The sequence below is a fragment of the Sphingomonas sp. GW821-FHT10F09 genome (assembly GCF_058809195.1).
Genome location: NZ_JBXASI010000001.1, coordinates 901,271 through 925,223 on the forward strand (window position 1 = coordinate 901,271; position 23,953 = coordinate 925,223).

14 protein-coding genes are annotated in these 23,953 nt (G+C 70.5%); 10 read left to right on the plus strand and 4 right to left on the minus strand.

Annotation, left to right across the window (positions count from 1 at the left end):
• Positions 1-281 precede the first annotated feature (281 nt).
• The 3 genes from AC1RTO_RS04300 to AC1RTO_RS04310 all read left to right on the plus strand — a co-directional run bounded on the left by AC1RTO_RS04300 (position 282) and on the right by AC1RTO_RS04310 (position 5,712).
• Positions 282-3,329, plus strand: coding sequence for a TonB-dependent receptor plug domain-containing protein (locus AC1RTO_RS04300; protein ID WP_493159662.1), 3,048 nt, complete (start codon positions 282-284; stop codon positions 3,327-3,329).
• Positions 3,330-3,520: 191 nt separating this feature from the next.
• Complete coding sequence (locus tag AC1RTO_RS04305; RefSeq protein ID WP_493159663.1) at positions 3,521-4,612, plus strand: glycosyltransferase; 1,092 nt, start codon at positions 3,521-3,523, stop codon at positions 4,610-4,612.
• A complete protein-coding gene (locus tag AC1RTO_RS04310; protein WP_493159664.1) occupies positions 4,609-5,712 on the plus strand; it encodes a glycosyltransferase family 4 protein in 1,104 nt (367 codons plus the stop codon). The genes AC1RTO_RS04305 and AC1RTO_RS04310 overlap by 4 nt, the downstream gene beginning before the upstream one ends.
• On the opposite strand, the gene AC1RTO_RS04315 is transcribed toward AC1RTO_RS04310, so the two are convergent.
• Together AC1RTO_RS04315 and AC1RTO_RS04320 are read right to left on the minus strand one after the other, a co-directional pair.
• The gene (locus AC1RTO_RS04315) at positions 5,663-6,589 is read right to left on the minus strand and encodes a glucosamine inositolphosphorylceramide transferase family protein (RefSeq protein WP_493159665.1); all 927 of its coding nucleotides are present in this window, start codon (positions 6,587-6,589) and stop codon (positions 5,663-5,665) included. The genes AC1RTO_RS04310 and AC1RTO_RS04315 overlap by 50 nt on opposite strands.
• A 66-nt stretch (positions 6,590-6,655) precedes the next feature.
• A complete protein-coding gene (locus AC1RTO_RS04320; protein ID WP_493159666.1) occupies positions 6,656-7,879 on the minus strand; it encodes a CDP-glycerol glycerophosphotransferase family protein in 1,224 nt (407 codons plus the stop codon).
• Positions 7,880-7,991: 112 nt separating this feature from the next.
• Here AC1RTO_RS04320 and AC1RTO_RS04325 point away from each other — a divergent pair, with 112 nt between their 5' ends.
• The 5 genes from AC1RTO_RS04325 to AC1RTO_RS04345 are packed head-to-tail and all read left to right on the plus strand — an operon-like array spanning position 7,992 to position 14,480.
• On the plus strand, positions 7,992-9,350 hold the full coding sequence (locus AC1RTO_RS04325) for a lipopolysaccharide biosynthesis protein (RefSeq protein WP_493159667.1): 1,359 nt from the start codon (positions 7,992-7,994) through the stop codon (positions 9,348-9,350).
• Positions 9,347-9,916, plus strand: a complete 570-nt coding sequence (locus tag AC1RTO_RS04330; protein WP_493159668.1) for an RNA polymerase sigma factor — start codon at positions 9,347-9,349, stop codon at positions 9,914-9,916. The genes AC1RTO_RS04325 and AC1RTO_RS04330 overlap by 4 nt, the downstream gene beginning before the upstream one ends.
• The gene (locus AC1RTO_RS04335; RefSeq protein WP_493159669.1) at positions 9,906-10,868 is read left to right on the plus strand and encodes a FecR family protein; all 963 of its coding nucleotides are present in this window, start codon (positions 9,906-9,908) and stop codon (positions 10,866-10,868) included. The genes AC1RTO_RS04330 and AC1RTO_RS04335 overlap by 11 nt, the downstream gene beginning before the upstream one ends.
• A 10-nt stretch (positions 10,869-10,878) precedes the next feature.
• On the plus strand, positions 10,879-13,236 hold the full coding sequence (locus AC1RTO_RS04340; RefSeq protein ID WP_493159670.1) for a TonB-dependent receptor: 2,358 nt from the start codon (positions 10,879-10,881) through the stop codon (positions 13,234-13,236).
• 2 nt (positions 13,237-13,238) lie between these two features.
• Complete coding sequence (locus tag AC1RTO_RS04345; RefSeq protein ID WP_493159671.1) at positions 13,239-14,480, plus strand: MFS transporter; 1,242 nt, start codon at positions 13,239-13,241, stop codon at positions 14,478-14,480.
• A 15-nt stretch (positions 14,481-14,495) separates the two neighbouring features.
• On the opposite strand, the gene AC1RTO_RS04350 is transcribed toward AC1RTO_RS04345, so the two are convergent.
• Positions 14,496-15,521 (minus strand): LacI family DNA-binding transcriptional regulator, encoded by a 1,026-nt coding sequence (locus AC1RTO_RS04350; RefSeq protein WP_493159672.1) that lies wholly within the window; start codon positions 15,519-15,521, stop codon positions 14,496-14,498.
• Between the two features lie 97 nt (positions 15,522-15,618).
• Entirely contained in the window at positions 15,619-18,006 is a 2,388-nt protein-coding gene (locus tag AC1RTO_RS04355; RefSeq protein ID WP_493159673.1) for a glycoside hydrolase family 3 protein, read from the minus strand.
• Positions 18,007-18,253: 247 nt separating this feature from the next.
• On the opposite strand from AC1RTO_RS04355, the gene AC1RTO_RS04360 reads away from it, so the two are divergent.
• Both AC1RTO_RS04360 and AC1RTO_RS04365 read left to right on the plus strand, forming a co-directional pair.
• Complete coding sequence (locus AC1RTO_RS04360; RefSeq protein WP_493159674.1) at positions 18,254-20,539, plus strand: beta-glucosidase; 2,286 nt, start codon at positions 18,254-18,256, stop codon at positions 20,537-20,539.
• A 131-nt stretch (positions 20,540-20,670) separates the two neighbouring features.
• Positions 20,671-23,928 carry a TonB-dependent receptor gene (locus AC1RTO_RS04365; RefSeq protein ID WP_493159675.1) on the plus strand — a complete coding sequence of 1,086 codons (3,258 nt, stop codon included), beginning with the start codon at positions 20,671-20,673 and terminating at the stop codon, positions 23,926-23,928.
• Positions 23,929-23,953: the final 25 nt, after the last annotated feature.

Here is a 23,953-nt window from a genome sequence, read left to right on the forward strand (position 1 = left end):
CACGCGTCCCGAATTTCGGGCAACTGTTGCGCTCCGGCCACGAGGTAACCTCAAGGCCTGGATTGCTATTGTTTTGGTATCATCTTTGTGACAGCATCGTGCTGCCTACGTCGGGGGGATGGGGCATAACCGGCATGTCGGTATCGAACCGCGCGCATCGCGACGGGACGGACCGACCGGGAACAAGGCAGATCATGCCACGCCGATCCCTCCGACGCTTCAGGCGGGCTGAGGGGAGTAAGAGAATGCTGTTCAGGGGATTGTTGACCACCAGTTGTAGCGTGGCGGCGTTGTTCGCCTTGCCTGCCGCCGCGCAGACGTCCGCAGGTACGGATACCGATGCGCAGGCGCAGGACGCACCCGCCGTCGCCGGCGATCCGGTCGCCGCGGCGAGACTGTCCGCCTCCGCCGATCGCGCCGGCGGTACCGAAGGTGGCGACATCGTCGTGACCGGCACGCGCATCGTGCGTCCCAACAACCGGTCGGCGGCGCCGATCGTCACCACGACCTCCGCCGACATCGCCGCGCAGGGCGCGACGACGATCGAGGAGGTGCTGAACCGGCTGCCGCAGGTGCAGGTCAATTCGGAACAGAATTTCAGCGATTCCGAAGGGCGCCAGCGCATCAAGCTGCGCAGCCTGGGATATGAGCGGACGCTGACCCTGATCGACGGCCTGCGCGTCGGCCTCGCCAACACGGTCGACGTCGGCATCATCCCCAACGCGCTGGTCGACCGGATCGACGTGCTGACCGGCGGCGCTTCGTCGGTCTATGGCTCCGATGCGGTGTCGGGCGTCGTCAACTTCGTCCTCAAGAAGAACTTCGAGGGCATCCGTCTGGATGGCAATTACAGCCTGTACAACCACGACAACGGCAGGAGCGCGATTACCGACGCCGCCACGCGCGCCGGCTTCAACGCCGCGAACGGCCTGACCAACGATGGCGGGCGCAGCGAGATCAGCCTCGCGGCGGGCGTCAACCTGTTCGACAATCGCGTCAATTTCACCAGCTTCATCAACTACCGGCATTCCGACCTGGTCCGGCTGGTCGATCGCTCGAATTCGGTGTGCGAGGTGGTGCAGCCCACCAACCAGTCGCCCCTCGCCTGTTCGCGCGCCAGCTATACCCCGGCAGGGACGATCATACCGCAAGCGGGGACGCGGGCTGGCCAGCTCCTCGTCAACAACCCGGCCGGCAACGGCACCTTCATCCCGATCAACAGCGGGCCGGCGGGCACCTCCGCCAATCCGTATGACGACTTCGCCTATCAGCGGCCGTTCGACCGGGTCAACGTCGGCGGCTTCCTCACCGCCGAGATCAGCGACGATATCGAGCTGTACAGCAACGCCCTGTTCTATCGGGACAAGTCGTACAACACGCTGCTCAACCGCGTTTATTCCTATACGGCATTCGGCAGCGACCCGTACCGGGTGAACTGCGACAATCCGTTCCTGTCGGCGTCGCAGGCGCAGACCCTGTGCGGCGCCAATGCCGGACGGGCGGGTCAGTTCGCCCCGCTCGACGTCCGGTATCGCTTCGACGGCTTGCCGCTGGTGCAGCAGCGCTTCACCAACGAGGGCTATCGCATCGTGACCGGGCTGCGCGGGCGCGGGTTCAACGACGTCTGGTCCTACGATGTCGCGGGCATGATCTCGCGGGCGCGGCTCGACACGATCGACGTGCCGTTCGCGCCATATGACAACGTCAACCGCTCGCTGGACGTGGTCAGCGTCAACGGCACGCCGACCTGCCGCTCGGTGGTCAACGGCACCGATCCCCGGTGCGTGCCGTTCAACGCGTTCACGCCCTTCAATCAGGACGTCGCGCTGAACCGGTATCTCTACGGGGCTGCATCGGGCGGGATCAGCACGCGCATTCCGCGCCTGCTCCAGTTCGTCGGCACGGTCAGCGGCGATCTCGGCAAGTACGGGATCGTCTCGCCCCTCGCGCAGCAGGGCGTCGCGATCGCGCTCGGCGCCGAATATCGCGACGAGATGGAACGCACCGACGTCAACGACATCTACATCCAGAACAACGGTGGCCAGAACCAGCGCTTCACGCAGAATATTCTGGAGGCGAATGCCGAGTTGCAGGTGCCGTTGGTCGAGGACCGCTCCTGGACCAAATTGCTGCAGGTCAACACCGGCTATCGCGTGTCCAAGTACAACCGCCTCAACGGCAAGTTCGATACCTGGAAGGTCGAGGGGATCTGGTCCCCGATCGCGGACATCACGCTGCGCGGCTCCTACAACAAGTCGCAGGCCGCACCCGGTGTCGGAGCGGCGGCCGGTGCCGCCAACATCTTCTGGAACCAGGGCTTCTACGCCGATCCCTGCGCGCCGCAGATCAACTCGGCCAATCCGGGCGGCGCCCGCCTGGCACCGTCGGCCTCGCTCCAGCAATGCCGCAACACCGGTCTGCCCGACAATCTGTACGGCAGCGCATCGCTGATCTGTCCCGACGACCGGTGCACGGTGCGGGAGGGCGGGTTCAACCTGACGCCCGAAAGCGCCTATACCAAGACGTTCGGCGTCGTGCTGCGGCCGCGCTTCCTGCCGGGGCTGACGGTCTCGGTCGATCGCTACCTCATCGATCTGCGCGACCAGCTCGAATTCCTCAATCCGAACGACTGGCTCAACGGCTGCCTCACCACCGGCAACGATTATTTCTGCCGCGGCATCATCCGCAATCCGGGGACGGGCACGCTGTCCAGTTCGCCGGCGTCCAGCCCCGCGACCGGATGGGTCTCGCGCGGGTCGACCAACGGGTACAAGTCGCAGTCGCATGGCTGGGATTTCCAGGGCCAGTATAATGTCGGGCTCGGTTCCGTCGGCAAGCTCGACGTCGGCTTCAACGGCACGCTGACGACGCGCGTCGGTTCGCAGGGGGCACCGACCATCACGCCGCGCGACTGCACCGGCTATTTCGGCAACCAGTGCGGCGAGAGCCTGCCCCGCTGGGCGCACCAAATGCGCACGACCTGGATCCTGCCGGAGCGGTGGGCCAGCGTCTCGCTGAACTGGCGCCATCGCGCCGGCATGCCGCTCGACGTCTACGCGCCGGCCGACACGGGCATCCCCGCGCAGCCGGACAGCGCCCGTCGCGATCAGTATCCGGGCATCAAGGCCTATGACTGGTTCGATCTTGCCGTCACGTTCGACATCAACAAGCAGATGACGTTCAGGCTCGCCGCGAACAACATCTTCGATCGCGATCCCCCGATCGTCCCGGACAGCCGCGCCCGCATCGGGCTGCTGCGCGGCAACACGATCATGGGCTACGACCTTCTCGGTCGCCAGATCGTGGCGGGCGTGTCGCTCCGCATGTGACGCATGGCAGGGTTGCTCCCCGGGATATTCCTCCCGGCGGAGCAACCCCGCGTTTCCTTTATCGAGGTCCGGCCCCTCGAACCGGGCACCGGCATGGCGTGGATGGCCTCGGCGTGACAGGGCAGCCGACCGCCGCGTACGATCTCCCGCAAGGATGGCGTACGCCGCACGACGCCGCTAACGGCGACACCATGTCGTCCGACCCGCTGCATATCCTCGTCGTCCTGCATGATTTCGCGCTCGGCGGTACGGAGCGGGTGGCGGTTCGCCTCGCCGGCGCCTGGGCGAAGGCGGGCGCGCGGGTCACGATCTTCGCGGGGTCGGACGCGGGACCGTTGCGGTCGCTGGCGGAGAACGCGATCAAGATCGCGGTGGCGCAGCCGCCGATCCCGCGGCGGCGGGGCTCGCGCGTGCGGCTGGGGCGGGCGGCGCGCAGCTTTGCCGGGGTCGGCCGGTTCGATGCCGTCTTCGTGCCCGGCAATTACCATTGGCCGGTCGCCGCGGCGTTCGAAGGGGCGGGCATCGCGGTCGTCGCACAGGTGAGCGCCGCGCTCGACAAGCCGCAGCGCGGGCGGGTGCGGCAATGGGGGTTCGAGCGGCGGATGCGATGGCTGCTGCGGGATGTCGCGGCCGTCGCGACGCTGTCCGACGGGGCGCGGCGGCAATCGGATCGCATCCTGCGCCGGCCGGTCGCGACGACGATCGCGCTGCCGGCGCTGGGCGATGCCGTCGCACCGCCGGCGCCGGTGCCGGACGATGCGGCACCGATTGTCATGGCGGCCGGGCGGCTCGTGCCCGAAAAGGGCTTCGCCCGGCTGATCGCGGCCTTCGCCGCGGTGCCCCGACATGACGCGCGGCTGGTGATCGTCGGCGACGGGCCGCAGGCGCAGGCGTTGCGCGATCTGGCGGCGCGCGAAGGCGTGGCGGACCGGGTAAGCTTTCCGGGCTATGTCGCCGATATCCGCCCGTGGCTGGACCAGGCACGCCTGTTCGTGCTGCCGTCCGATTTCGAGGGGTTTCCGGCGGTACTGGTGGAGGCGCTGGCCGCCGGCCGCCCGGTCATCGCCACCGATTGCACGCCGGCGACGCAGCTGCTGACGGCGACGCCCGGTGCCGGCGCGGTCGTGCCGATCGGCGCGGTCGACGCCCTGACGCAGGCGATTGCCGCCATGCTCGACCGCGCGCCGCCCGATCCGCAGGCGCTGGCGGCGGTGGTGGCGCATCATCGGATCGGACCGGTGGCGCACGCCTATCTGGACCTGTTCGCCGCGGTCCGGCGATGACGGTGCGGGGCGTGCGCATCGCCTATGTCATCAATTCGGTCGAGGGCGGCGGGGCGGCCTCGCCGGTGCCGGCGGTGCTCGGCGTGCTGCGCGATGGCGGCGCGGAGGTCGCGGTCTTCGCGCTGACCGCGCGCGACCGGCGCGGCGAGGCGGCGATGCGCGCGGCCGGGTTGGCGGTGCACGTGCGCGACGGTGGCGAGCGCGATCATGTCGCCGCGCTGCGCTGGCTCGACGACGAGCTGCGCAGCTGGGCGCCGACGCACCTGTGGACGTCGCTGACCCGCGCGACCTTGCTCGGGCAGCTGATCGGATGGCGGCGGGGCTGGCCGGTTGTCAGCTGGCAGCATGCGGCGTTCCTGAAGCCTGCCAACCGGCTGCTGCTGCGGTCGATGCAGCGCGCGTCGCGGCTGTGGATCGGCGACAGTGCGGCGGTTACCCGGCTGACCGCGCAGCGCCTGCGCGTGCCCGCCGCGCGGCTGGTGCAATGGTCGATCTTCCGTGCCGATCCCGCCGCGCGGCAGGCGCCACCGTGGCGGCCGGGCGAGACGCTGCGGATCGGGACGCTCGGCCGGCTGCACCCGGTCAAGGGCTATGACGTGCTGATCGAGGCGCTCGCGCGGGTGACGACGGCCACCCCCTTCGAGGTTGCGATCGCCGGCGATGGCGCGGAGCGGGCGACGCTGGAGGCGCTGGCGGCGGCGCGGTCGGTCACCGGCGTCCGCTTCATCGGTTACGACGCGGATCCGGTCGCATTCCTCGCCACCTGCCACCTCTACGTCCAGCCGTCGCGATCGGAAGGGCTGTGCGTGGGCGCGCATGAGGCGATGCAGGCCGGGTTGCCCGTCGTCGCATCGCGCGTCGGCGAGCTGGCGGAGAGCATCGTCGATGGCGTGACCGGCCGGCTGGTGCCGCCGGGCGATGCCGCGGCACTGGCGCGCGCGCTGTCGGAATGCCTCGCCGATCCCGCAGCGCTGGCGGCCATGGGGCAGGCCGGGCGGACGCGCGTGCTCGAACGCTTCGGCCCGGACCGGTTCGAGGCGACGGGGCTGGCTATCCTCGACCGGCTCGCGGCGTTCGGACCCGGCGCGCGAGCTTCCTGACCTCGCGGATCGCCTCGATCGACAGGCCGTGCGGCGACAACTCGGTGCGCTTCATGTCGACCAGCGTCACCGGCCCGGCGGCGGCGAGCGTGTGCAGCCCCTCGACGTACGGCGCCGCACCCGCCGGGGCGACCAGCGCGGGGCCGGCGGTGGCGGCGAACCGGTCGGGGGTCAGCGTCGTCATCGTCAGCGGCCGGATCGCGCCGCCATAGGTCCGGCTGCAATCCTGCACCGGCAGCACGATCCGCCCGTCGACGACGATCGGCAGGCCGCCCGGCCGCGCGCTGGCGACATCGACGCGCACCGGATTGCCGGGATGCGGCGTCCACGGCCCCGCCAGCCGGTCGGCGAAGGCGACGTGGAGCGCGCTCATCTTGTCGGGCTCGCGGCTCGCCGAGGTGTAGAACAGCCACCAGTGCCCGTCGTGGAACACCGGCGTCGCATCGACCGCGACATGATCGAGCGCGATGACGTGCGCCGCCTCCCACCGCCGGGGAAAGTCGGTCGCGCGATACAGCGTCAGCCGGCCGGAGCGATGCGCCTCGGGCAGCATCCACGTCTCGCCCTCCGCCTCGAACACCAGCGGGTAGGAGAGGTGCCAGGGTTCGTTCAGCACCGGATGGCGTTCGATCAGACGCAGCGCGGCATCGTAGACCAGCACCTCGATCGCGCCGACGCGGACGCGATAGTCATAGGTCTCGACGAACACGTACAGGCGATCCTCGCGCCACAGGCCGAACGGATCGGCGAGGAAGCGGAAGCTGCCCATCGGCGGCAGCCAGTGCAGCGGCAGGCCCTCGATCGATCCGCGGGCGACGATCTCCTGCGCCGTCGCCTGCACGATCGCCGGGCGCCAGATGTCCTTGCGTAAAGCCACGGTCGTGCATCATCCCAAAGTGGCCGCCCGGTGCCGAGTCGGCGATGGCGCCCCTGTCGCGCCCGTTCAGGCGACGCGCAATCCCTCATCCGCACGCGGCGCGGCGACCGGCCGGTGCAGCGGTGCGTTCGATCCCGTATCCCCCAGCACGCTCATCACCGCGCGCGCGGCCCGCGTGGCGGAGCGTTCGTGGGTGAGTTCGAAGCTGCGCTGGAACAGCGCGCGCTGCACCGGGCGATAGCTCGCATGGCGCGCCACCGCGCGGTCGAGCGCGTCGCCGAGCCCGTCGGTGGTCGTCACCACCTCGCCCGCCTGCCAGTGCGCATAATTGGGATCGCCCGCCCAGGCGGTGGCATGCGCATCGAGGAACAGGCAGGGCCGCGGCCGGTGGAGGAATTCATAGACCTGGCTGCTGACGTCGCCGAGGTAGATGTCGGCGGCGGCCGTATAGGTCATGTCGGTCGACGCCGCGCTGCCGAGGTCGATGTGGATGTTGGGTGCGTCGCGCCACGCCTGCGCGATCGTGCCGGCGCGATCGATCCGGAACCGGTCGATGGTCACGACGAAGCGCCGGTGGAACAGCATGACGTGCGGCGCGAAGATCAGATTGTAGCGGTCGTCGCGCAGGAAATGGTCGAGCACGGCGCGCCCCTGCGCATACCATGACGACAGATGCGGCGAGGGGTGGGGGTTGTAGAGCACGGTCGGCTTGCCGTTCGCCTGGAACGGCAGGCGCGGCGCGGGATCGGGCATCAGGTCGAACTTCGGATAGCCGATCAGGCTCATCCGCTCGGGCGCGACGCCGGCGTCGTGGATCAGCCGCTGGCGGATCTTGCTGCCCGACACCAGCACATGGTCGAACATCGCGCTGTGCCGGTTGAAGCCGATCGCGCGGTCGCCGGCGCCGTGCCGGGTGTGGATGATCTTGAGATCGTCGAGCCCGTAGCGCGTCTTGAGCAGCAGCGACGTCTTTTCGGCGACGACCAGCGCATCGAGCGAGCGAAAGAAATCGAGGTTGTCGCGATAGATGCCGATCTTCGTCACCGGCAGGCCCCATTCCAGCGTCGCGGCGAGCGCCTTCGTCGACGGGCGGCGCAACCTCAACTGCACCAGCGGCACGGTGACGCAGAGCCGTGCGCACAGCCGCTCGACCTCGGCGGTGAGCCGGTCGTTGGTGGTGGCGACGACGATCTCGGCCTGCGGATAATCCTGCGCCATGGCGAGCGCGGTCGGCAGGGCGTGCGCGACCTGATGGACCTGGTCGTGATTGAACAAGAAACCGATCTTCATGCCGGTGAGACGCCGACGCCGCCCGCGACCCTCATTAAATTTTTTGTCATCTGGCGCGGCGGAGGGAACTTTCCGGTCGTCGCCGTAACACGGCTGTCTTATTGGCTGCGCGATGCGTCCTTCCTTCCGCAGGCCCGCCGATCGGCCCGATGCCCCGCCGCCCCCGAAGACCGGGGTATGGCTGGTGCTCGCCAATCTCGGCCATCTGCTCGGCGGCAAGGCGGCGGCGGGGGTGATGAGCCTCGTCTACCTCGTGCTGGTGACGCACCGGCTGGGGGCGGCCGATTATGGCGTGCTGGTGCTGGTCAACGCCTATGCGGTGCTGATCGGCAGCCTGCTGGCTTTCTCAGGGTTCCACGGCGTGGTCCGCTATGGCGGGATCGCGCTGGAAAGCGGCGACCCTGTAGGCTTCGCGCGGATCGTCCGTTTCATGGCGGTCGTCGAACTCGGCTGTGGCGCGGTCGCGATCCTGATCGCGGCGATCATCGCGCCGCTGGTCGGGCCGCGGCTCGGCTGGTCGGCGGATACGATCCGGATCGCGACGGTCTACAGCCTCGCGGTGATCGCCACCGTGCGCGCCACCCCGCAGGGGCTGTTGCAGATCGCCGGGCGGTTCGACCTGATCGGCCTGCATCAGGCGGTGTCGCCGCTGATCCGCCTGGTGGGCGCGCTCGGCGTTTGGGCCGCCGGTGGCGGCCTGATCGGCTTCCTCACCGTGTGGCTGGTCGCGGCGGTCGCGGAGGGGCTGGCGATGTGGGGCTTCGGCCTCGTCGCCTGGCGGCGGCTGGCGCAGGGCGAGCGGCTGCGCGGGCCGTGGCGCGGCGCGGCGCGGCAGACCGAGGGGTTCACCCGCTTCATCCTCATCACCAATTTCGACATCACGGTGCGCGAACTCGCGCCCAATCTGGCGCCGCTGACCGTCGGCTGGCTGCTCGGCCCCGCCGCCGCCGGGCTGCTCGCGCTCACCCAGCGCGCGACCGCATTGCTCGCGCAGCCGACGGTGCTGCTGAGCCAGGCGAGCTATGCCGTGCTGGCGGGTCAGGTCGCCCGCGGGGAACTGGCGGCGTTGCGCCATACCGTGTGGCGCAGCGCCGGCCTCGCGCTGGCGGTGGCGGTGCCGATCATGCTGGTGCTGGCGCTGCTCGGCGACCGGCTGCTGATCGCGTTCGGCGGCAGCAGCTTCGGCGGGGGGACGACGCTGCTGGTGCTGGTCGCGGCGGCGCGGACCGCGGGCCTCGCCAGCGCGCCGCTGGCGGCGGGGCTGACCGCGCTTGGGCTGCCCGGGCGGTCGATGGCGGTCGGGCTGGTGACCAGCCTCGCGCTCTATCCGTTGCTGCCGGTGCTGCTGTGGGTCGGCGGGACCGACGGCGCCGGTTGGCATGCCCTGCTCCAGAACCTGATCGCGATCCTCGCGCTGGCGGCGATGTTCCTGCGCGATGCCCGCGCGCCGGCGGCGGCGGTCGCGGTGTGAACGGCGCCGGGCACGAAAGCGGGCTACGCGCGGTGTTCCTCGCCGAACGGCCGGCGTTCCTGCGCATGCTGGTCGCGCGGCTGCGCAACGTCGACGAGGCGGAGGAGGTGCTGCAGGACCTGTGGCTGAGGCTAGATACCGCCGCCGGCGGTCCGATCGCCGATCCGGTCGCCTATCTGTACCGGATGGCCAACAACATGGCGATCGACCGCCGCCGGCGCGCGGCGCGGCGGCTGGACCGGGACGGCGCCTGGTCGCACAGCCGCCCGGGCGCTGCCGAGCACCCCGATGCCGAACGGATGATGATCGCGCGCGACCGGCTGGCGCAGGTCGAGGCGATCCTCGCGCGGCTGCCCGAACGCGTCGCCACCGCCTTTCGCCTGTACCGGTTCGAGGAGCTGCCGCAGAAGGCGATCGCGGAGCGGATGAACATCTCGGTCAGCGGCGTCGAGAAGCTGCTGTACCGCGCCTATGCGAAAATCCACCTGCGGCGGGACCCGGCGGGTGAGGATGACGGTCGGGCAGCGCGTCTTACCCATGAGGAGGACCGCTGCGATGGCCGTTGAACGCGAGGACGAGGCGCATGCCGCTGCGATCGCTTGGCATTTGCGGCTGCCAATGGCGACGGCGGCGGAGTGGCAGGCGTTCACCGACTGGCTGGAGGCGGACGCGGACCATGCGCAGGCCTATGACGCGCTGACGCTGGCGGATGGCGCACTGGACGCCGCGATCGTGCCGCCGGACTGGACGCCGGTCGCCCCCGCGCCCGCGCCGCAACCCGCGTCCCGCCGCCACCTTTGGGCCTATACCGGCGTTGGCGGGCTGGTCGCGGCGGGGATCGCCGCGGCGGTGATCGTCCCGCAGCTGACGACGCCGGCGGCAGGCCGGATCGTCGAGACGCGCGCGGGCGAACGGCGCGCGCTGACGTTGGCGGACGGCAGCCGGGTCGAAATGAACGGCGGCACCCGGCTCGCGATCGCCGGTGCCGGCGAACGGTCGGTGGTGCTGGAACGCGGCGAGGCGGTGTTCGACGTCGTGCACGACGAAGCGCATCCGTTCGTCGTCCGCTCCGGCGATATGCGGATGCAGGACGTGGGCACCGTCTTCGACGTGGCGCGGGTCGGGCCGCATCTCAGCGTGCAGGTCGCCGAGGGCGCGGTGCTGTTCCAGCCGCAGGAGGCGCGCATCATGCTGACTGCGGGCGCCGCGCTGTCGCATGTCGACGGCGGATCGGCGCGGATGGCAGGCGTGGCGGTCGAGGATGTCGGTGGCTGGCGGCGGCAGCGGCTGGTGTTCCGCGAGACGCCGGTGCGGCTGGTGGCGGCGGCGCTGGAGCGTGGCACCGGCGTCGCGGTGACGGTGACGCCCGACCTGCAGGACGTGCCGTTCACCGGATCGATCCGGATCGCCGGCCCGGCGGAGCGGATGATGCCGCGCGTCGCCGCGCTGATCGGCGCGCGCGCGGTCCGCAACGGCGGACGCTGGACGCTGGCGCAGCGGGAGACGCGCCTTCCCTAGGCGTCCGGTCATGACGATCCTCGTGGCGGCAGCGGCGCTCGGCGTGCCGGTGGCGGCGGCGGCGCGTGCCGGGGCGCGCCATGCGGTAAGCGTGCCGGCGGGGCCACTCGACCGCGCGATCGGGATACTCGCGGGACAGACGGCAAGCGACATCGGCAGCGCGGAGCCCGATCTGCGGCGCATCGTCGTGGCGGGCGTTCGCGGGCGGCTGACGGCGGCGGCGGCGCTCGACCGGCTGCTGCGCGGCACGCCGTTCGTCGCGCAGGATCTGGGTGGCGGCGTCTATCGGGTGATCCGCCGGCCGCGCGCGCGCGTCGTCCGGATCGCGCCGCGGCCGGCGCCGCCGCCGGTCGAGCCCGTCGAACTGCCGGCGGACATCGTCGTCACCGCCTCGAAACGCACGGTATCGCTGCTGCGCTTTCCCGGCGCGATCACCGTGCTGCGGTCGGGCAGCGGGCCGGGGTTGGGCGACACCGCCGGCGACACGATGGACCGCGCGCTGGCGGCGACGCCGATCCTGCAGGGGACGGCGCTGGGTGCGGGCCGCAACAAGCTGTTCGTCCGCGGCGTCGCCGACAGCAGCTTCACCGGCCCGACCCAGGCGACGACCAACGTCTATTTCGGCGAGGTGCCGGTCGCCTATAACGGCCCCGATCCCGGGCTGAGCCTGTACGACATGGACCGGGTCGAGGTGCTCGAAGGACCGCAGGGCGCGCTTTACGGCGCCGGTGCGATCGGGGGCATCATCCGGCTGGTGCCGCATCCGGTCGATCTCGATCGCGTCGCCGCCGCCCTGTCCGGCGGGGTCAGCGCGACGCGCGGCGGCGCGGCGGGTGGCGATATCGCGGGGATGGTCAACCTGCCGCTCGCGGATGGCGTCGCCGGGCTGCGCGCCGTCGCCTACCGGACGCGCGACGGCGGCTATATCGCCGACGTGCGCCGCGGCCGGCGCGACATCAATACCGCGACCGTCTCGGGCGGGCGTGCCGGGCTGCGCCTGCTTGTCGGGCCGGCATGGACGGTGGACGCCGGCCTCGTGTTGCAATCGGTCGCCTCGGCGGACCTGCAATATGCCGAACGCGGCGCGCCGCCGCTGGCGCGCGCGTCGCTGCTCGCGCAGCCGTTCGACCAGCGCTATCTGCTCGGGCGGCTGGTCGTCGCCCGATCGTGGCACGACGGCCTGCGCCTCGTGTCGGCGACCGGCGTCGTCCATCGCGATGCGGAGGGCCGCTTCGACGCAACGCGGCGCAACCGCCCGACGCAGCCGATCGCCTATGACACGACCGAGCGCAGCCGGCTGCTGTCGCACGAGACGCGCCTGTCGCGGACGCGCGACGATGGCGTCGGCTGGCTGGTCGGCGTGTCGCTGATCGAGGCGCGCGACGTCTACGAACGGACCTATGGCCCGCCCGACCGGCTGCGCGACATCGTCGGGGTCAGCAACCGCACGATCGATGCGGCGGTGTTCGGAGAGGCGGGGCTGGCGCCGACGCCGCAGCTGACGGTCACGCTCGGCGGGCGGCTGACGCATCAGCGCACCGACGGCGAACCGATCGCCGGTCCGCGCGCCAACGCCTTCATCCGCGGACGCAGCGTCACCCGGATCGACCCGACCGTCGCCGCATCCTGGGCGCTGCGGCCCGACCTTGCCGCTTATGCGCGGGTCCAGTCGGGGTTCCGCACCGGCGGGATCACCGTCGCCCCCGGCGTCGGCCGCGTCGCCGACCTGCGCCCGGATACGATCCGCGTCGCCGAAATCGGCATCCGCGCGGAGCGCCGCGGGCCGACTGGCGTCGCCGGATCGGCGGGCGTCTCGATCGCCGACTGGCGTCATGTCCAGGCCGACCTCGTCGACCGCAGCGGCTTTCCGTTCACCACTAACCTCGGCAACGGTCGCATCCACGGGCTGGAGGCGGCGGTGAACTGGATCCCGGTGCCGGGCCTGCGCGGCGATCTGGCGATGTTCCTCAACGACGCGCGGGCGCTGGAGCCCGATGCGACGATCGGCCGCGCGGTGCGCGTGCGGCTGCCCAATACGCCGCCCTTCGCCTTGTCGGCCGGCCTCGCCTATACCCGGCCGCTCGCCGGCGACCGCAGCCTCGGCCTCGACGCTAGCTGGCATTATGTCGGGCAGTCGACGGTGGGCACGCAGGCGCCGTTCGACGTCGCGCAGGGGGGCTATGGCACCACCCGGCTGGGCGGCGAGTGGCGGGACGGCCGGGTCCGCCTGACCGTATCGATCGACAATCTGTTCGACGTCACCGGCGACCGCTTCGCCGGCGGCAATCCTTTCGCCCAGGCGATGCGCGACGAATATACCCCCCTCCGGCCGCGGACGATCCGCCTGGGCGGCGCGGTGCACTGGTAGCGGTGCGCGATCTGGACAAGGCGGCGGCGATTGCGCACACCGCAGCCGTGCAGCGTGCGATGTCAACTGAGGAGCGCCTGCCGGTATCGCTCATGCTGCTCTACGAGCTCGCCGCGGCGGGCGGGGTGATCGGCTATGTGCCGCTGCTGACCCTGCTGCTGCCGATCCGGCTCGAGGGGTTTCCGGACGCCGTCCGCTATGGCGTGCTCGCCGCCTGCGGCGTGGCGGGGGCGATCGCGGCGGGGCTCGCGAACATCGCCTTCGGCTGGCTGGGGGACCGGTCGGTCGCGCGGGGCAGGGGGCGGCGCGGCTGGCTGCTGGCGGGTGCGGTCGCGACGATGCTGTCGTTCGGGATATTCCTGACGGTGCGCGACGCGGCGGCGATCGTCGTCGCGGTCGTGCTGTTCCAGATCGCGATCAACGCGATGCTGGCGCAGGTCGGGGCGCTGATCGCCGAGGAGATCCCGACCGCGCAGAAGGGCACCGCCGCGGCACTGCTGACGCTCGGCGGGCCGCTCGCGGCGGGCGCATCGGCGGTCGTCGTCGCCGCCGCGGCAACGGAGGGGTGGCGGCTCGCGATCGTCGCGACGCTGATGACGGGCTGCATCGTGCCGCTGCTGCTCGCCGGTACGCGCCGCATCGCCCCGGTCGCGGCGCCGGCGACGGTGCGCGTCGCGATGCGCCGCGACCTCGCGGTCGCATGGGCGGCGCGGCTGCTGATGCAGATCGCGGGCAGCGGCGTCGGCCTCTACCTCTTCTTCTATTTCGAGGGGCTGTCCGGCGGGCGTGGCGACATGGCGGCCGCGATCGCCCGCCTGCTCTTCGTCGCGACGCTGGTGCCCGTCCCCATCGCCCTCGTGCTCGGCCGCTGGTCCGACCGGATCGGTCGGCGCAAGCCGTTCCTCGCCGGCACCGCATTGCTGGCGACGCTCGGCCTCGCGGGGATGGGGATCGCCTCGTCGTGGACGATGGGGGCGATCGCCTATGTCGCCTTCGCCAGCGGCGTCGCCGCCTTCGTCGCGCTCAACACCGGCCATGCCATGCTGCTGCTGCCCGACGGCGCGAAGCGGGGGCGGGACCTCGGCCTGCTCAACCTCGCCAACACCATTCCGCAGATCGTCGCGCCCGTCCTCGCCTGGGGGGCGGGGCCGGCGAACGGATTCGGGACCGCGCTGGCGATCATGGCGGCGGTCACGTTGCTGGCGGGCGGGCTGCCGCTGCTGGTCGGCGACGGCGACCGCTGAGCCGCGCGGCCCGGATCAGGGCAGCGAGCGCGGCATGCAGGTGGACCGGACGATCAGCTCGTAGGGCAACTCGCGACACGTGTCGTCCGCGGCGGCCCGCGCCGGGTTGCGGCGGTCGATGAGCAGGTCGATCGCGGCGGCACCCATTTCGAAATTGGGCTGGCGGATCGTCGTCAGCTGCGGCCACGCCATGCGCGCGATCTCGGCATCGTCGAAGCCGACGATCGAGACGGACCGCGGCACCGCGATCTGGTTGCGCATCGCCGCGACCAGCACGCCGAGCGCCATCTCGTCGTTGCTCGCGAACACCGCTGTCGGATGCGGATCGGCCCCGAACAGCACGTCGGCCGCCTCCAGCCCCGAACGGAACTTGAAATCGCCCTGGATCACCCGCCGCGAATCGGGGGTGAGGCCGGCGGCGGTCATCGCGTCCTGAAACCCGAGCCAGCGCCGCTCGGTCGCGCTATGCTGCGGATTGCCGAGCACGAAGGCGATGTCGCGATGGCCGAGCGACAGCAGATGCTCGGTCATCGTCCGCGCCGCGGCGCGATCGTCCATCCGCACCTGCGGCGTCCGGTCGAGCGCCGCGCCGGGGGCGATGCGGACGACCGGCACGTCATGCTGTTCGAACGCCTCGATCAGGTCGATGCGGTCGCAGATCGGCGAGGTCAGGATCGCACCGTCCAGCCGCAGCCCCTGCACCGTATCCTCCAGCAGCCGCCGCCAGTCCGACCGTTCGAAGCTGACCGGCTCGATGACCAGATGGCGCCCGAGCGCCCGCGCCCGCTCCAGCGCGCCGCGCTGGATGCTGGCCGCATAGCCGGAGGCGGGATCGTCGAAGAACAGCCCGATCAGGAACGAGCGCGAGCTCGACAGCCCGCGCGCGAAGGCGTTCGGCCGATAGTTCATCTCGGCGACGACACGCGCCACCGTCTCGCGGATCTCGGCGCGGACATGCGCCTCGCCGTTGATGACGCGCGACACCGTCTTTGGCGAAACACCCGCACGACGCGCGACGTCCGTGATCGTGATCGCCTTCAACCGCCGTATCCCATTGAGAGCCTGCGCCGTCTCTCGGCCGATAATCGGGCGACGTCCAGCCCCTGATATGGCGTGCCGGGCATGACCGGGGCGGCGCTCAGCGGCAGTCGACCAGCCCCTCCGTCGCGCTGCCGAAGCGGACGGCGGAGATCGTCAGGTCGAGCGCGCCGGCGGTGGTCATCGCCAGCGGCCGGTCGACGGCGCGGGTGTCGCCGAGGCAGCGCAGCGGCACCGCGACCTTGCCCCAGCGCCCGGCGAGCTGGCGCAGCCGGTCGGTGACGACGACGCCGTTCAGCGTCACCGGTGCGGCCGGTGGGGTGTCGACGCGCAGGTCGACGACGAGCGCGACGTCGCCGTTCGCCTCGCGCGACAGGTCGACCGGCTGGCCGACGAACGCCGCGGTCGCGGGCGCGCGCCCGGTCCAGGCGATGCGCACGCTATCCTCCTGGCCGAGGCGATCGGCGGCACGCTGCGCGATCAGATCCGGGCCGGGGTTCGCCGCCAGCGGCTGGCCGGCCGCGCCGAGCAGCAGCCGCCGCCCGCCGGTCACCTTGCCGCGCGCGAACAGCAGGTTGCGATCCCCGCCGCCGCCGCTGCGCGTCTCGGGCAGCGCCGCAAGCCGGCCGTCGTCCCGCGTCGTCAGCCCGAATCCATAGGCGAAGAGCGGGTCGTAGCCGGGATCGCCGACGTTGAGCGGCGTCTGGTCGGAGCGGCGCGGCCAGCTGTAGGGCAGCCTGCCGCGGAACTCCCGCTTGCCGAACAGCACGTCGGCGACGCCCGCGCCCTCCGAGCCCGGCAGCCAGGCCGCGACGAAGGCGTCGGCGGCGTTGAGATAGGGGTTCACCCACAAGGGCCGACCCGACAGGAACACCGCGACGACGGGGATGCCCGCCGCCTTCAGCCGCCGCATCGTCGCGAGCGTATCGGCACCGTCGTCGAAGGCGACGTCGCTGCGGTCGCCTTGGAATTCGGCATAGGGCGTCTCGCCGAACACGACGATCGCGACGTCGGGCTTCGCCGCGAAGCGCCCGTCGGGGCTGAGGCGCGCCCGCCCGCCCGCGGCCGTCGCCGCCGCCTCGAGCCCGCGCCAGATCGTCGTCGCATGGGGGAAATCGGCCGGCCGGGTGTCGGTGCCCTGCCACGACAGCGTCCAGCCGCCGGACTGGCGCGCGACGTCGTCGGCGGCGTCGCCGGCGACCAGGATGGATGCGCCCCGCTTCAGCGGCAGCACGCCCGTGTTCTTGAGCAGCACCAGCGATTCCGCGACCGCGGTGCGGGCGATCGCCCGGTGCTCGGGCGAGGCGAGCAGGTCGAAACGGCCCGCATAGGGGCGTGCCGACGGCTTGACCGCCTCGAAGATGCCGGCGCGCATCTTGACGCGCAGCACGCGGCGGACGGCATCGTCGAGCCGCGCCATCGGGATCGTCCCCGCCTTCGCGCCCGCCAGCGTCGTCTCCCATATCCCCTTCCAGCTGTCCGGCGCCATATAGACGTCGAGCCCCGCCTTCAGCGCCGCCGGGCAGGCGGTGTTGGTGCAGCCGTCGACCTGGCCATGGCCGTTCCAGTCGCCGACGACGAAGCCGTCGAAGCCCATCCGCTGCTTCAGCACGCCGGTCAGCAGGCTGGCGTTGCCGGTCATCTTGGCGCCGTTCCAGCCCGAAAAGCTCGCCATCACCGACTGCACGCCCGCCTGCAGCGCGGCATAATAAGGCGGCGAGAACAGGTCGCGCAGCGTGCCTTCGGGCAGTTGCGCATCGCCCTGGTCCTTGCCGCCGGTCGTGCCGCCGTCGCCGAGGAAATGCTTGGCGGTGGCGATGACGTGCGGACCGCGCAGCCAGTCCCGGTCGCCGATGCGCCCCTGCAGCCCCTCGACCAGCGGGCCGGCATAGCTGGCCGCGATCTCCGGCGTCTCGCCGAACCCTTCGTAGGTGCGCCCCCAGCGATCGTCGCGGACCACCGCGATCGTCGGCGCGAACGTCCAGTCGATGCCGGTCACGCGCATCTCGACCGCGGTGGCGGCGCCGATACGGCGCATCAGCGCGGGATCGCGCATCGCGCCGAGCCCGATATTGTGTGGGAAGAGCGTCGCGCCGATCACGTTGGAATGGCCGTGGACCGCGTCGATGCCCCAGATCGCGGGGATGCGCGGCAGCGCCGGATCGTCGCCCGTGGAGGCGTCCCAGAAGGCGTCGGCGAGCGCCAGCCAGTCGCGCGCCGGGGCGTTATACTTGCCGCCCGGGTCGGAATTGCCGCCGTTGAACACCGATCCCAGGTGATAGCGGCGCACGTCGTCGGGGGTGATCGAGGCGATGTCGCCCTGCACGACCTGGCCGACCTTCTGTTCCAGCGACATCCGCGCGATCAGCGCGTCGATCCGCCGCTCCATCGCGGCATCGCGCGGGATCGGTGCGGTCGCGGCGGGCCATTGGCCCGGATGCGCGACCTGCGCGGCGAGCGGGGCGCCCATCGTCGCGGCGCCCAGCAACAGCGACAGTCTTCGGCAACGATCCGGCATACGCACCCCCTCACGACTCTTGTTGACATCGATGTCGGATATTCGGATCATTGCGTCAAGCAAGGTGAGGGGGGAGGATATGCAGGACAGCCGGATTCCGGCGGCATGCCATCGGCATCGCCGCGCGCCGTTCGTCCCCGCCGCCGTCACCATCCCCGCCGCCGCGCCGTCCCGGCCGCGCCCCCGGCGCGCCGGCCGTCCCGCAGGAGTCCCGATCATGTCGTTCAAGCTCGTCCTCGCCATCGCGCTGCTCGGCGGCGTCGCCCCCGCCGCGTTGTCCGCTCGCGAATCCGCCAGCAAGCCCGCCCCCGCACCGGCCGGCGCGGGGCCCCGCGGGGCGGCCGCGGCATGGCGCGACCCCCGCCTGCCCGCGGCGGACCGCGCGCGCGCTCTGGTCGCGGCGATGACCCGCGCGGAAAAGCTGCGCTACGTCCACGGGCTGTTTCCGCCGATGACGAAGGAACGCCATGCCGACATGATCCCGTCGGCAGGCTATGTGCCGGGGGTGCCGCGGCTCGGCATCCCGACGCTGCGCGAAAGCGACGCCAGCCTCGGCGTCGCCAACCAGATCGAACAGCGCAAGGGCGACACCGCCACCGCACTGCCCGCCAGCCTCGCCACCGCGGCGAGCTTCGATCCCGCCATTGCCTTTGCCGGCGGCGCGATGATCGGCGCGGAGGCGCGCGCCAAGACGTTCAACGTGCTGCTCGCCGGCGGCGTCAACCTGACGCGCGACGCGTGGAACGGCCGCAACTTCGAATATCTCGGCGAGGATCCGCTGCTCGCGGGGCTGATGGCGGCCGAATCGATCCGCGGCGTGCAGACCAACAACATCGTCTCGACGGTGAAGCATTACGTGCTGAACGCGCAGGAAACCGGCCGCAATATCCTCGACGCCCGGATCGACGAAAAGGCGTTGCGCGAAAGCGACCTGCTCGCCTTCCGCATCGCGATCGACGGCGGCCGGCCGGGATCGGTGATGTGCGCCTACAACCGGATCGGCGGCGACTGGGCGTGCGAGAACCGCTTCCTGCTCACCGACGTGCTGCGCGGCGAATGGCGCTATCCCGGTTTCGTGATGAGCGACTGGGGCGGCGTCCATTCGACCGAAAAGGCCGCGCTTGCCGGGCTCGATCAGGAATCGGGGCAGGAGCTCGACAAGGCGATCTACTTCGGCCAGCCGCTCGCCGACGCGGTCGCCGCCGGCCGCGTTCCCGCCGCGCATCTCGACACGATGGTCGAACGGATCCTGACCGGCGTCATCGCCAGCGGGCTCTACGACCATCCGACCCCCGCGACGGCGCAGCCGATCGACTATGCCGCGCATGCCGACGTCGCGCAGCGTGCGGCCGAGGCCGGCATCGTCCTGCTCAAGAACGACCGCGACGTGCTGCCCCTCGCGCGGACCGCCCGGCGTATCGTGCTGATCGGCGGCCATGCCGACGTCGGCGTGCTGTCGGGCGGCGGGTCGAGCCAGGTGCGGTCGGTCGGCGGCGTGCCGATCGAGATTCCGCTGACCGAGGGCGCCGCCGCCTCGTTCGCGCGGCTGACCTATCACAATTCCTCGCCGCTCCGCGCCATCCGCGCCCTCGCGCCCGGCGCCGACGTCCGCTTCGTCGACGGCCGCGATCCCGCCGCCGCCGCCGCGGCGGCGCGCGATGCCGACGTCGCGATCGTCTTCGCGACGCAATGGCAGACCGAGGCGCAGGACGCGCCCTCGCTGGCGCTGCCCGACGGGCAGGACGCGCTGATCGCCGCGGTGGCAAAGGCCAATCCCAAGAGCGTCGTGGTGCTGGAGACGGGCGGTGCCGTGCTGATGCCCTGGGTCGACGACGTCGCCGGCATCGTCCAGGCCTGGTATCCGGGGCAGCGCGGCGGCGAGGCGATCGCGCGCGTGCTGTTCGGCGCGATCGAGGCGTCCGGGCGGCTGCCGCTCAGCTTCCCCCGAAGCATCGCGCAACTGCCGCGGCCGCGGCCGGTGCTCCCGCCCGGCATGACCGTCTTGTCCGACGCCGCGAGCAACGCCGGCAGCGGCGATGCCGCGCCGTTGCCCTATCCGGTCGCCTATCAGGAGGGCGCCGACGTCGGCTATCGCTGGTATGCCGCCCGCGGCGAACGCGCGCTGTTCCCGTTCGGCTACGGGCTCAGCTACACGCGCTTCCGCTTCGCCGACGTCCGCTTTACCGGCGGCGCGCATCCGGGCGCCAGCGTCGCGGTGACCAATATCGGGTCGCGTGCCGGCGTCGCGGTGCCGCAGCTCTATGCGAAGGGGCCGGACGGTACGCCGCTGCGGCTCGCCGGCTTCCGCCGCGTGACGCTCGCCCCGGGGCAGACGACCCGCATCGTGCTCGCCGCCGATCCGCGCATCCTCGCCCGCTGGACCGCGGGGCAGGGCTGGGCGGTGGCGCCCGGCCGCTACCGGCTGGCGGTGGCGACCGATGCGACGCGCGAGGTCGCCGGCGGCGACGTCACCGTGGCGGGCGTCGTCGTCGCACCGCGCTGACGCGTTTCGTGCCGGCGCCGCAATAAGCGTTGACATCGATGTCGGTTTCGATACGAAGCACAACGGTAAGATAATATGCCACAACCAAGGCAGTCGCCGCGAAGAACGGCTGCCGGGTTACAAGGGGATGGATGATGAAGGGGATGAAGCTGTCGGCCGCGCTCGTGCGCTCGACGTCGGTGCTCGGCCTGGTGGCCGGGCTCGCGATCGCAACGGGAGCCGGCGCGCAGACGACGCCCGCCGATCCGCAGCAGGGGACGCCGCAGGCGGACACGACCAGCCAGGCGGCGACGCCCGGTGCGGCGAGCCCGACCAATGCCGTGCCCGACAATGGCCCCGACGAGATCGTCGTCACCGGCGTGCGCGCCTCGCTGGAACGCTCGATCGCGATCAAGCGCGAATCCTTCGGCGTCGTCGATGCGATCAGTGCCGAGGATATCGGCAAGTTCGCCAACACCAACCTCGCCGAATCGCTGCAGCGCATCACCGGCGTGTCGATCGACCGCCGCAACGGCGAGGGCTCGACCGTCACCGTGCGCGGCTTCGGCGCGCAATATAACCTCGTGACGCTCAACGGCCGCCAGCTTGCGACCTCGAACATCGTCGCGGTCGGCGGCGATCAGGGCGGTGACGGCGCCGGCGGCTTCGGTCGCTCGTTCGATTTCTCCAACCTCGCCTCCGAAGGCGTCAAGACGCTCGAAACCTACAAGACCGGGCGCGCGGCGATCCCCTCGGGCGGGATCGGCGCGACGATCAACGTCGTCAGCCGCCGCCCGCTCGATGCGCGCGAAAGCGGCCTGCTCGGCTCGATCGGCGTCAAGGGCAGCTACGACAACAGCGCCTCCGACTGTTTCGACTGCGGCGCGCGCGTGACGCCTGAGGTGTCGGGCACCGCCAGCTGGAGCGATCCCGACCAGCGCTTCGGCGTGTCGCTGTTCGGCAGCTACCAGAAGCGCAACTTCAGCTTCTCCAGCGTCGCGCCGGACAATTGGAACATCCGGTCGCTGACCGATTTCCTGAACCCCGCCAACGGCTTCATCAACGCGGCGACCAAGATCAACAACCGCCCGACCAACGCCAACGTCCTCGTCTCCGTCCCCAACGATTCGCGCTATCATTTCTCGGAAGCGAGCCGCGAACGGATCAACGGCCAGGGCATTCTACAATTCCATCCCACCGACACCCTAACCTTCACCGCCGATGGCCTGTATGCTCAGTTGCGCCAGTCGGAACGGCGTTCGACCCAGTCCAACTGGTTCAACCGCCCCTTTGGTGAAGTGACGTTCGACGACGCCAGCAACGGCATCGCCACCACCTCCTTCCTCGCCGAGACGATCAACGGCGTGAAGGACGAGGCGTTCGAACAGGCCTATCGCGCGCAGAAGAACAAGCTGTACGATTTCGGCGGCAACATCGAATGGAAGCCGAGCGATCGCTTCACCTTGGCGGTCGACGGCCATATCGGCCGCGCCGACAGCGCACCGGACAATCCCAACGGCCAGACCTCGACCACCGTCGCGTTCAACGCCCCCGTCGTCGCCGCGCATTCGCTGACGCTCGGCAAGAACGGTTTTCCGCAGCAGACGCTGACGATCAACGATCGCTCTCCGAGCGTGACACCGAGCGGGCAGGCGTTCATCAAGGGCAACAGCAATGGCGTGATCGACCTCGGCGACCTGTCGAGCGCGGTCCAGCGCCAGTTCGCCTCCAACCAGACGCAGCGGATCAAGGAATTGCGCGCCGATGCCGGGTGGGAATTCAACGACGAGCTGCGCCTTGACGCTGGCGGCAATTACCGCACCACCAAGACGCGCCAGACGCAGTATAACACGCGGCAGGTGCTGGGCGACTGGGGCAATTCCCTGCCGCCCGACGTCGCGCGGCTGGCACCGGGCCAGGTGTTCCAGTTCTGCAACGTCTGCAAGTTCGAGCACAACGATCCGAAGGCCGATGCCAACACGCTCGTGGCGTTCCGCACCGCCGATGCGACCAAGCTCTACAACACGCTCTACGATTATTACATCGGCGTCACCAACGACGGCGTGAACCACGCCAACAACATCGACGCCAACGACGACAACCGGGTCAAGGAAGACATCTGGTCGGGCTATCTGCAGGGGTCGTGGAGCGGCAAGCTGTTCGACCACAATGCGCAGCTCGTCGCCGGCGTCCGCTACGAGAATACGAAGGTGCGAGCGGTGTCGCTGCAGCCGGTGCCGACCGCGATCGTCTGGACGGCGGACAACGACTTCTTCGTCGCTAACACGACCGAACGGCAGACGCTGATCTCGAACGGCAAATACAGCAACTGGCTGCCCTCGGTCGACGCGAAGTTCGAGGTGTTCGACAATTTCTTCGCCCGCGCCTCGTACAGTAAGACGATCTCGCGTGCCGGCTATGGCGACCTGTTCGCCTCGACTGGGGTCAGCGGCCCGGGCCGTCCGACCGCGATCGGCGGTATCGCCACTGGCTTCGCGCACAACACTGATCTCGATCCGCTGTCGTCGAGCAACATCGACGTCTCGCTGGAATGGTATCCCCGCAAGGACATCTTCCTGTCCGCCGGTTTCTTCGACAAAAAGGTGAGCAACTTCATCGGTAACACGGTCGTCAACCGCAACCTGTTCGGCCTGCGCGACCCCACCTCGGGGACGGCGGGAACGCGGTCGGGTGTCGCCCGGCAGCAGCTGACCGGCACGTTCGGGGCGGACATCACCGACGTGAACCTGTTCACCTATACCGCGCTATTGCAGCAGAACAGCGGCAACGTCGCGGCGACTAACGCGCAGTTCGCGGCCAATTATAACATCCAGAACCGCGCGCTCAACCAGGGCTTCGTCGACCAGATCCTCGGGCAGTACGACATCACCGCGAATGCGCAGGACCCGCTGTTCAACTTCGCGGTCAACACGCCGATCAACAACCGCGACGCGCATATCTATGGCTTCGAATTCGCCGGCCAGTATTTCCTCGGCAACACCGGCTTCGGCGTCGCGGCGAGCTACACCCTAGTCCGCGGCAATATCGGCATCGACGTCGCCGCCGATCCGACCGTCAACACCTTCGCGCTGGTCGGCCTGTCGGACACCGCCAACGCGACGCTGATCTACGACAAGAGCGGTATCTCCGCCCGCCTGTCGTACAATTGGCGCGACAAGTTCCTCAGCGGCATCAACCGCGGCGGCGATCGCAACCCGGTCTTCACCGCACCCTATGGCCAGCTCGACCTGTCGGTCAGCTTCGACCTGACGCCGCGCTTCGCGCTCGGCTTCGAGGCGATCAACCTGACCGAGGAGGGCGTGCGCTCCTACGGCCGCGACGAAAACAACATCTGGTATCTGTCGGAAGGCTCCGCCCGCTACCTCGTCGCCGCCCGCTACCGGTTCTGACGGTACGAAGAAGGTCGCTCACACG

Coding starts and splice junctions, on each gene's coding strand:
- AC1RTO_RS04305 (WP_493159663.1), top strand. CDS start 3,521: ATGTCGTCCGACCCGCTGCATATCCTCGTCGTCCTGCATGATTTCGCG.
- AC1RTO_RS04310 (WP_493159664.1), top strand. CDS start 4,609: ATGACGGTGCGGGGCGTGCGCATCGCCTATGTCATCAATTCGGTCGAG.
- AC1RTO_RS04320 (WP_493159666.1), bottom strand. CDS start 7,879: ATGAAGATCGGTTTCTTGTTCAATCACGACCAGGTCCATCAGGTCGCG.
- AC1RTO_RS04325 (WP_493159667.1), top strand. CDS start 7,992: ATGCGTCCTTCCTTCCGCAGGCCCGCCGATCGGCCCGATGCCCCGCCG.
- AC1RTO_RS04335 (WP_493159669.1), top strand. CDS start 9,906: ATGGCCGTTGAACGCGAGGACGAGGCGCATGCCGCTGCGATCGCTTGG.
- AC1RTO_RS04340 (WP_493159670.1), top strand. CDS start 10,879: ATGACGATCCTCGTGGCGGCAGCGGCGCTCGGCGTGCCGGTGGCGGCG.
- AC1RTO_RS04360 (WP_493159674.1), top strand. CDS start 18,254: ATGTCGTTCAAGCTCGTCCTCGCCATCGCGCTGCTCGGCGGCGTCGCC.
- AC1RTO_RS04365 (WP_493159675.1), top strand. CDS start 20,671: ATGATGAAGGGGATGAAGCTGTCGGCCGCGCTCGTGCGCTCGACGTCG.